This window comes from Gordonia caeni (assembly GCF_039537105.1).
Classification (GTDB): domain Bacteria; phylum Actinomycetota; class Actinomycetes; order Mycobacteriales; family Mycobacteriaceae; genus Gordonia; species Gordonia caeni.
In genome coordinates this window covers 82,419-91,466 of the sequence record NZ_BAAAZW010000013.1, presented here as the reverse complement: position 1 = coordinate 91,466, position 9,048 = coordinate 82,419, and the positions used below count along the sequence as shown (strand labels likewise).

General features: G+C 71.5%; 9 protein-coding genes. 1 reads left to right on the top strand and 8 read right to left on the bottom strand.

What is annotated here, in order from left to right; all coding sequences use genetic code 11:
- Positions 1-29: 29 nt before the first annotated feature.
- From ABD732_RS17470 to ABD732_RS17460, 3 genes are all read right to left on the bottom strand, one after another.
- On the bottom strand, positions 30-164 hold the full coding sequence (locus tag ABD732_RS17470) for a site-specific integrase (protein ID WP_344785853.1): 135 nt from the start codon (positions 162-164) through the stop codon (positions 30-32).
- A gap of 342 nt (positions 165-506) precedes the next feature.
- A complete protein-coding gene (locus ABD732_RS17465) occupies positions 507-2,138 on the bottom strand; it encodes a solute symporter family protein (RefSeq protein ID WP_344785851.1) in 1,632 nt (543 codons plus the stop codon).
- Entirely contained in the window at positions 2,135-2,506 is a 372-nt protein-coding gene (locus tag ABD732_RS17460; RefSeq protein WP_344785849.1) for a DUF485 domain-containing protein, read from the bottom strand. Before ABD732_RS17460 ends, ABD732_RS17465 begins: the two co-directional genes overlap by 4 nt.
- 193 nt (positions 2,507-2,699) lie before the next feature.
- On the opposite strand from ABD732_RS17460, the gene ABD732_RS17455 reads away from it, so the two are divergent.
- Complete coding sequence (locus ABD732_RS17455; protein ID WP_344785847.1) at positions 2,700-4,004, top strand: flavin monoamine oxidase family protein; 1,305 nt, start codon at positions 2,700-2,702, stop codon at positions 4,002-4,004.
- 49 nt (positions 4,005-4,053) lie between these two features.
- Here the strand turns inward: ABD732_RS17455 and ABD732_RS17450 are convergent, their stop codons facing one another.
- The 5 genes from ABD732_RS17450 to ABD732_RS17430 are packed head-to-tail and all read right to left on the bottom strand — an operon-like array spanning position 4,054 to position 8,877.
- On the bottom strand, positions 4,054-4,665 hold the full coding sequence (locus tag ABD732_RS17450) for a DivIVA domain-containing protein (protein ID WP_344785845.1): 612 nt from the start codon (positions 4,663-4,665) through the stop codon (positions 4,054-4,056).
- 35 nt (positions 4,666-4,700) lie between these two features.
- Complete coding sequence (locus ABD732_RS17445) at positions 4,701-6,434, bottom strand: sodium/solute symporter (protein ID WP_344785843.1); 1,734 nt, start codon at positions 6,432-6,434, stop codon at positions 4,701-4,703.
- Complete coding sequence (locus ABD732_RS17440) at positions 6,431-6,811, bottom strand: hypothetical protein (RefSeq protein WP_344785841.1); 381 nt, start codon at positions 6,809-6,811, stop codon at positions 6,431-6,433. The genes ABD732_RS17445 and ABD732_RS17440 overlap by 4 nt, the downstream gene beginning before the upstream one ends.
- Positions 6,812-6,814: 3 nt before the next feature.
- Positions 6,815-7,642 carry a LytR/AlgR family response regulator transcription factor gene (locus ABD732_RS17435; RefSeq protein ID WP_344785839.1) on the bottom strand — a complete coding sequence of 276 codons (828 nt, stop codon included), beginning with the start codon at positions 7,640-7,642 and terminating at the stop codon, positions 6,815-6,817.
- The gene (locus ABD732_RS17430) at positions 7,639-8,877 is read right to left on the bottom strand and encodes a sensor histidine kinase (protein ID WP_344785837.1); all 1,239 of its coding nucleotides are present in this window, start codon (positions 8,875-8,877) and stop codon (positions 7,639-7,641) included. The genes ABD732_RS17435 and ABD732_RS17430 overlap by 4 nt, the downstream gene beginning before the upstream one ends.
- Positions 8,878-9,048: the final 171 nt, after the last annotated feature.

The window sequence follows — 9,048 nt, the reverse complement described above, 5'->3', positions numbered from 1 at the left end:
TGGTCGCCCGCGCTCGTCCCGAACCTCACCTACGCACTCTCAGAACCGAAGAGCCACATCTCGTCGGGGCTGTGGCCGTGCCAGTGGCTCACGTCGGCGATGGACATCCCCACGTCGAGCGCCAGGCTGACCGAGGTGTGCCGGGCGTCGTGGAGCCGGATCACCGGGGCCTTGGCGGCCTCACACTGCCGGGCGAACTCATCGGAGTACCACTCGGGCCGGATCGGTCAGCCGTGCTCGTGGCGCGCGACGAGACTGCTCGCCGATGATCGCGATAGGTATCGAGCTGGGTGATTGGGGCCGAGTGCCACGGGGCCGCTGACGGGCACGCAGCGGGCGGCGCCTGGGGGCCTGGATGCGGAATCCGATTCGCTGTCCGAGGAACAGCCCGGGAGCAGAGTCAGGGACGTGAACCCCGGAGGACAAGGCGCCCGGCGGATCTTGCGATCCGCCGGGCTCCTGTCCTCCCCCAGGTTTTCGGGTGTCAGGGGTCTTCGGGTGTCGGGTCAGTGCGCGATCGCCCCGTCGGCGCCGACACCGGTCAGTGAGCGCACCTCCATCTCGGCGGCCAGCTCGGCGTTGCCGGGCACACGCGAGGTGAGCGTGCCGACGATGCCGAGGACGAACGCCAGCGGGATGGACACCAGGCCCGGGTTCTGCAGCGGGAACCAGTGGAAGTCGACGTTCGGGAGCATGGCCGAGGGGCTGCCCGAGACGGCCGGGGAGAACACGATCAGGATGATCGCCGATCCCAGGCCGCCGTACATGCTCCACAGCGCGCCGCGGGTGTTGAACCGTCGCCAGTACAGCGAGTAGACGATGGTCGGCAGGTTGGCCGAGGCCGCCACCGCGAAGGCCAGCGCCACCAGGAAGGCGATGTTCTGACCGTTGGCGAGAATGCCCAGCACGATCCCGAGTACGCCCAGAACCACGACGGTGATCCGGGAGACGCGGACCTGGTCCTCTTCGCTGCAGTCGCCGCGCTTGATCACGCTCGCGTAGATGTCGTGCGCGAACGACGCGGAGGCGGTGATCGCCAGCCCGGCCACCACCGCGAGGATGGTCGCGAAGGCGACGGCCGAGATGACGCCCAGCAGGACGGTGCCGCCCAGCTCCAGGGCCAGCAGCGGTGCCGCGGCGTTCTCCTTGCCCGCGGCCGCCATGATCTTGTCCGGTCCGACGAAGGCGGCGGCGCCGTAGCCCAGCACCAGGGTGAACAGGTAGAAGGCGCCGATCAGAGCGATCGACCACACCACCGAGCGGCGGGCCTCCTTGGCGGTGGGCACGGTGTAGAAGCGCATGAGCACGTGCGGCAGGCCGGCGGTGCCGAGCACCAGGGCGATGGCCAGCGAGATGAAGTCGACCTTGGTCATGGTGCTGATGCCGTACTTGGCGCCGGGCTCCAGGACGTCGCGGCCGGCGATGGCCGCGTCCCCGGAGCTGCTGATCGCGTTCTGCGCCTGGCCGAGCAGGTCGGAGAAGTTCAGGCCGACCTTGCCGAGCACCATCAGGGTCATGATCGCCGCACCGGCGATCAGCAGGACGGCCTTGATGATCTGGACCCAGGTGGTGCCCTTCATGCCGCCGATGAGCACGTAGGCGATCATCAGCAGACCGACGATCGCGATGACGATCGACTGGCCGGTGCGCGAGTCGATGTCGAGCAGCAGGGCCACCAGGCCGCCGGCGCCCGCCATCTGTGCCAGCAGGTAGAACAGGGAGACGGTCAGCGTCGAGATCGCCGCCGCCGTGCGTACCGGACGCTGGCTCAGCCGGAAGCTGAGGACGTCGGCCATGGTGAAGCGGCCGGTGTTGCGCAGCAGCTCCGCCACCAGCAGCAGGGCCACCAGCCAGGCCACCAGGAAGCCGATGGAGTACAGGAAGCCGTCGTAGCCGTACATGGCGATGGCCCCGGCGATACCGAGGAAGCTGGCCGCCGACAGGTAGTCGCCGGCGATGGCGACGCCGTTCTGCGGACCGGAGAACGAGCTGCCGCCGGTGAAGAACTGGGAGGCGGAGTTGTTGTTGCTGCTCACCTTGATCACCACGAAGAGGGTGACGGCCACGAAGGCGATGAAGATCGCGATGTTGACCAGTGGGCTGCCGACCGTGCTGGAGGCGAGGACCGTGGTGCTCACTGGGTCACCTCCGCCGCGTAGGTGCCGTCTTCGAACTTCTCCCGGACCACCGCGGCCGCGGGATCGATCTTGGTGTCCGCGTACCGGACGTACAGGCCGGTGATCGCGAAGGTGGTGACGAACTGGGCGAGGCCCAGCAGCAGGCCGGCGTTGATGTCGCCCCAGACCTTGATCCCCATGAAGCCCGTCGCGAAGGTGCTCAACAGGACGTAGGTGGAGTACCAGATCAGGAAGAAGGCCGTCATCGGGAAGACGAAGCGGCGCAAAGTCTTACGCAGGACGGCGAATTCGGGACTGGCCTCGGCGACCACGAATTCTGCACCGGACGGCGTCAGCCGTACCGGGGGGTTCTCTTGGGCGGTGGACACGGGACCTCCTCGATGCGATGCCGCGATGCGCGGCCTTGCCTGAACTGTCCAACGAGATACAGCTCACAGACAATCGATTCTGTGACCTACGCGACGAGCACCGTCCGGCGTGCGGTGAGCGGTTGTCTCACGCCGGTGAACGGCGGGCGGTTTTCGGGGCGGACGAGCCCGCGCACCGTGCCATGATCGGGGGATGACCAGTGACTCCCGGCCCACCGTCGTCGTGATCGGGGCGGGACTGTCCGGGCTGATCGCGGCGCGTGCACTGGTCCGGGCCGGGATCGAAGTCGCAGTGCTCGAGGCCGCCGACCGGGCCGGTGGCCGCGCCCTGAGCGAGACCACGGTGCTGGGGTCGCGGGTGGATCTGGGTGGCCAGTGGCTGGGGCACGACCACCACGCCATGGCCGGCCTGGCCGCCGAGACCGGAACCACCGTGTTCGCGATGCACAGCGGACGGCTGCCCGCACTGATCGAGCGGCGGCGGCCGCTGTCGCCGCTGTCCCCCGGCGTGCTGATCGCCGCCCTCGCGACGGGGCTCGCCGGTGCTCTCGCCGCGGCCGGGAGGCCCGCGGTGAGCAATGACAGGCCGCTGAGCGCATGGCTGTCGCGGGTGCCCACCCGCCGGGCCCGGCGGCTTCTGGAGGCGCTCGCGCTCATCTCGTGGACGGCCGACCTCGACCGGCTCTCCCCGCGGGCGATGACCGCGATGATCCGAAGCCAGGGCGGCGTCCGGACCATGCTGTCCACGACCGGTGGTGCGCAGGACTCACTGGTCGTCGAAGGGGTCGGCGCCATCGTCGATGCGCTGGCCGGGGAACTGGGGCCGCGGATCCACCTCGGTGCACCGGTCACCAGGATCGACCGCGACGCCGGCGGCGTCACCGTGCACACCGACGGCCGGGCGTGGCGTGCGGCCGAGGCGATCGTGACCGTACCGGCCCCGGTCGCCGCCCGGATCGAGCATCGTCCGCCGCTGCCGGCGGCCCGCACCGCCGTGGAGGAGGGCGCCTACATGGGGTCGGTGTACAAGGCGATCGCCGTCTACGACAGCCCGTTCTGGCGGGCGACGGCCGAGGCCGAGTGCGTGATCCTCGACGAACCGGCACGTGCGGTCTTCGACACCTCGCCGCCGGACGGTCCCGGTCACCTGTGCACGCTCGTCGCCGGACCGGCGGCCCGGGCATTGGACGGTCTCGACCCGGCGGAGCGCCGCGCCGCACTGCTAGATCCGCTGGCGGACCGGCTCGGCGCCGAGGTGGCGCGGCCGGCCGGCTGGCACGAGAAGTCCTGGCACCTGGACCCGCACGTCGGCGGCGGCTACCTGGCACTTCCCGAACCGGGCTCCACCGCGGGCTTCCTGCCGCACGACGCCACCCCTGCGGGACGTGTGCACTGGGCGGGTGCCGAGACCTCCGGGGAGCATCCGGGCTACCTGGAGGGCGCCGTCCTGGCGGGCGAGCGGGCCGCGGCGGAGGTGGCGGCGGCACTCGCCGGGTAGCGGCTGCCGCCACCGCCCGGCGGGAGAGTCCGCTGTGCGCCGCGGTCGATCAGCTGCCGCGCAGGAGCTGGTCGAGTTCGGTGCGGCACCGCTCCAGGAACTGGGAGACGTCTTCTCGGCGATAGCCGCGCTTGCCGAAGTCGGGCGGTCCGAAGGTGGCCTCCCCGATCGCGGTGGGAGTCATCCACGCCACCGCCGGATCGGCCCGATCGCGGAACTTCGCCTCGACGGCGTCGAGGAAGTCGTCGACCTGCGTCTCGTTGTATCCGCGGCGGCCGATCGGCGGCCGTCGAAAGGCGATGTGGCCGATGTCGTCGGCGCTCAGCCCGGAAGCGGTGGCCGGGGCCGGCGCGCGGTGGTGGTCGACCGGGTTGTCGGCGATCAGGTGCGCCAGGTCGGCCGCGGCCCGCCGCAGGAGGGCGTCCACGTCGTCCTTGTGATAGCCGCGCATGCCCAGCTGGGGGCGGCCGAACCGGGCGCGGCGCACCTCGTCCGGGGTGAGCCGGGCCAGCTGCGGGTCGGCGGGATCGCGGAACTTCGCCTCGAGCGAGTCCAGGAACTCGTCGACGTCGTCTTCGCTGTATCCGCGGCGGCCGATCGGCGGCTTGGCGAAGGCGGCGTGGTGGATGTCGTCGGCGGTCAAGCGTGCAGCGTCGGGCATGGGTGGATTATCCCCGACGGCGGGCCCCGACGGCGTCAATCACCGGCCGGGGTCCGCTCCAGACCGAGGCCGAGCCGCTCGGGGACGTGCATCCGGGCGAACAGGGTGGCGACGTCGGGCCGCAGGGTGCGCCGGGTGGCCACGGACACGGCGATCATGGTGAGGAAAGTCAGCGGCACGGTGACGGCGGCCGGGAAGGTGATGATCGCCGCGGCCCAGCCGTCCCCGGACACCCACAGGGCGCCGGCGAGCACGGCGGCGCCGGACACCACAGCCCCGACCAGCAACCCGGCGATCGCGCCGACGGCGGTGAGGCCGCGCCACCAGATGCCCAGGACCAGCAGCGGACACAGGGTGGCGGCGGAGACGGCGAAGACCAGACCGACCGACCGCGACAACTCCAGCGCACCAGCGGCCAGGGCGAAACCCATCGGGATCAGGCCGCCGGCCAGCGCGCAGATCCGGAAACTCCGGACACCCGGGCGGAGCAGGTCGGTGGAGACCACCCCCGCGATGCTGATGAGCAGGCCCGACGAGGTGGCCAGGAACGCCGCGATGGCCCCGGCCGCGACCAGCGCCACCAGCAGTTCCCCGGCCAGCCCGCCGAGGATGGCAGACGGGATCATCAGCACCGCCGCGTCGGCAGTGCCGGTGGCCAGGACCTGCGGCACATAGACGCGGGCCAGCACCCCCAGCACCGTCGGGAACAGATAGAAGCCGGACAGCAGCACGATCACGGTGAGTGCGGTGCGCCGGGCGGCGGCCCCGGTCCGGTTGGTGTAGAAGCGCACCAGCACGTGCGGCAGCCCCAGCGCGCCCAGGAAGGTCGCGATGATCAGCGAGATCACCTGGTACAGCGGATGGCCGCCACCGAGTCCGCCGCCCGACCGCGACCACTGGGCGCCGGTCTGCGGGGCGCCGGAGACCACCGGGGTGGCGGCCCCGGAGTCGAGCAGGATGGTGGAGTCCTCGCCGATGACGAAGGTGCCCGCGGTCAGCGGCTCGTCGGTCACCGCGCGGCCGTCGACGGTGCCCGAGGCGCGCACCCCGGACGGATCACTCACCGTCACCGACACCTCGGTGGGCACGGCGACGGCGGTGGCGGTGCTCACCCGCGCCGGCAACGGATCACCGAGATCGGCGGGCTGGTGCGCGAAGTGCAGGATCGCCACCAGGGCCGGCACCGCGATCGCCGTCAGCTTGAGCCAGTACTGCACGCCCTGGGCGAAGGTGACCGAGCGCATGCCCCCGCTCACCACGTTCACGATCAGCGCGGCGCCGACCACCACCACCCCCACCCAGCCGGGCAGGCCCAGCAGGATGTTCAGGGTGAGCCCGGCGCCCTGCAGCTGCGGCACCAGGTAGAGGACGCAGACCAGCACCACCACGACCGTCGCGATCCGGCGGGCCTGCAGCGACCCGAGACGGAACTCGGCGAAGTCGGGCACGGTGTAGGCCCCGGAGCGGCGCAGGGGTGCGGCGACGAACAGCAGCAGCGACAGATAGCCGGCGGTGAATCCGATCGGATACCAGAGCGCGTCCGCGCCGTATTTGGCGACGAGTCCGGCGACCCCCAGGAAGGAGGCGGCCGACAGGTACTCGCCGGCGATGGCGGCCGCGTTCCACCGGGCGCCGATGCTGCGGGAGGCGACCAGGAAGTCGGAGGTGGACCGCGCACCGCGCCCGCCGTAGGCGCCGATCGCGACCGTACCCACCGTCGCCACGACCACCGCCGCGATGATGAGGATCGCGCCCGTGCCGGTCGTCATCGGCCGTGTTCCTCGTCGTCCATCAGTTTCATGAAGTCGCGTTCGGCCTGCTCGGCCAGCCGGATGTACACCCGCCCGGCCACGTACATCACCGGGTAGGGGAGCAGAGCCAGGACGATCCAGTTGAGGGTGATGCCGAACAGGGTCGCCGAGGCGAACTCGTCGACGGCGACGCCGACGAGCGGGACGGCGAGGAAGACCAGCAGTACCGCCAGTCCGATCCGCAGGGCCAGGCCCAGCTGTGCGCGTACCAGGCCGCGGACCAGGTGCTCGCCGACCAGGGTCTGCTCGGCCACCTCGGCCCGGGTGCGGACGGCCCGGGCGCCGCGGCGCTGGGAGAGCACCACGCGCTCGCGGCGCGGGGCGTCGGGGGCCACGCGCTATCCGCCTTCCGGCCGGGCCCCGTCGCCCCGGCCGGCGCGGAAGGAGCGCAGCGGGTCGCGCACCAGGCGGTCCTTGAGTTCGCGGACCTGCCGCCGGCTGACCGGCAGCTCCACCTCGGGAGTCTGGCCGTTGGCGCGGACCATCACCTTGGTCGCGGTCCCGGCCGAGCGCAGCCCGGTGACCATCGGCAGCGCCACCAGGTAGGAGCGGTGCACACGGGCGAAACCCGCTTGGGCCCACTGGGATTCGAGTGTGGACAGGGTGACCCGCACCAGGTAGTCGCCGCTGTCGGTGTGCAGTCGGGCGTAGTCGCCGACGGCCTCCACCCAGGAGATCGAGGCGCGCTGGATCAGGGAGGTGACGCCGCCGCGTTCCACCGGAATCACGTCGCCGGACTTCAGCGGGGCGGAGGCCTCGTCGGCCGGCGCCGCCTCCGGCTCCGGGGCGGCCTCGGTTCCGCGGGCGGCCAGGACCCGGTCGATCGCCTGGGAAAGGCGTTCGGCGCGAAGTGGTTTCAGTAGATAGTCGACGGCGCCGACCTCGAAGGCCTGCACCGCCCGGTCGTCGTGCGCGGTGACGAAGACCAGGGCGGGCGGGGTCGCGTACTTGGCCAGGACGGTGGCCAGTTCCATGCCGCTGAGCCCGGGCATCGAGATGTCGAGGAAAGCGGCGTCGACCGGTTGCTCGGCCAGGATCCGCAGCGCCTCGGTGGCGTCGGAGGCGCCGACCACGTCGCCGGTGGCGGGATGCTCGTCGAGCAGGTAGATCAGTTCGTCGAGGGCGGGGGCCTCGTCGTCGACGGCCAGGACGCGCAGCGCGGTCATCGCGACAGTCCTTCCTGACCGGCCGCATCGGCACGGATACCGGCGGCGAACTTGGGGACCCGCATGCTGACCTTGGTGCCCGCGCCGAGTCCGGTCTCGACGATCAAACCGTAGTCGTTGCCGAACGCCGATCGCAGCCGTTGATCCACATTGGTCAGGCCCACGTGTGCGCCGTCGCTCTCGCTGGACAGCAGGTCCGACGGGGCCAGCGCGTCGATCGCCCCGCTGCGCAGCAGTTCCGGATCCATGCCGACGCCGTCGTCCTCCACGCTGATCTCGCAGGTGGTGCCGGATCCGCGCGCGGTGATGGTGATGGTGCCCTCGCGCCGACCTGCCAGGCCGTGCCGGACCGCGTTCTCCACCAACGGTTGCAGGGCCAGGAACGGCACCACCACACCCAGGCATTCCGGATCCACGTGCAGCCGCACGTCCAGGCCCTCGCCGAAGCGGGCGCGCTCGAGTGTCAGGTAGCGGTCGATGTTGCGCAGCTCGTCCGACAGTGCCGTGTACTGACCGGCGGCACGGAACGAATACCGGGTGAAATCGGCGAAGTCCAGGATCAGCTCGCGAGCCCGCGCCGGGTCGGTGCGTACGAACGAGGCGATGGTGCCCAGGGCGTTGTAGATGAAGTGCGGGTCGATCTGTGCGCGCAACGCCAGGACCTCGGCGCGGTCGAGGCGAGCCCGGGAGGCATCGAGCTCGGCCAGCTGGAGCTGGGTGGCCGCATAGTTCGCCACCTCGGTGATGGCGCCGATCTGGCCGGGGCCGGGCTGCCGGATCGTGGCCACCACCAGGACGCCGGCGCTGATCCCGTCGGCGAGCAGGGGAGCGGCGACCAGTCTGCGGATCAGCCCGCCGGTGCCGCCCGGATCCTCGATGAGGGTGCGCCGTCGGCCGTCGAGGGCTTCGCGGGCCAGGTCCGAGGCCGCGTCCAGGACCGGGGAGGTCCAGATGTCGCTGTCGCCGTCCCGTCCCAGCAAGGCGCCGTCGGCGCCGTACAGGGCGATGCCCTCGGCGCCGGTCAGTTCCCGCAGGGGCCCGGCCGCTTCGGCGGCCGAGTCCTCGGTGAGGCCGTCGCGCAGCGGATGAGCGGCCTGCGCCGCGGCGGCGAGGGTGTCGTGCACGGCGCGCTCCTGCGGCGTCGACACCATGCGGCGGGTGCGCACCGCGATCACGAAGAGCACCAGCGCCAGGGCGCCGCCGAGGATCACGATCGTGATCAGTTCACCGGACATCGGGGTCGCCGGCCCTCCTCCCCGTCGTCGTCGCCAGTGGGCTGTGTCCATCTTCGCCGATCGGGCGGACCCGCGGCGGCGGGCTGGTGGAAGTTCCGCACCCGAACTCCCGCCGTGCGGCAGAGTGGGAAGCCGGTGCCGGGCGCACGGTCCGGCGTGGATCACCTGGGA

Coding starts and splice junctions, on each gene's coding strand:
- ABD732_RS17455 (WP_344785847.1), top strand. CDS start 2,700: ATGACCAGTGACTCCCGGCCCACCGTCGTCGTGATCGGGGCGGGACTG.
- ABD732_RS17450 (WP_344785845.1), bottom strand. CDS start 4,665: ATGCCCGACGCTGCACGCTTGACCGCCGACGACATCCACCACGCCGCC.
- ABD732_RS17445 (WP_344785843.1), bottom strand. CDS start 6,434: ATGACGACCGGCACGGGCGCGATCCTCATCATCGCGGCGGTGGTCGTG.
- ABD732_RS17435 (WP_344785839.1), bottom strand. CDS start 7,642: ATGACCGCGCTGCGCGTCCTGGCCGTCGACGACGAGGCCCCCGCCCTC.
- ABD732_RS17430 (WP_344785837.1), bottom strand. CDS start 8,877: ATGTCCGGTGAACTGATCACGATCGTGATCCTCGGCGGCGCCCTGGCG.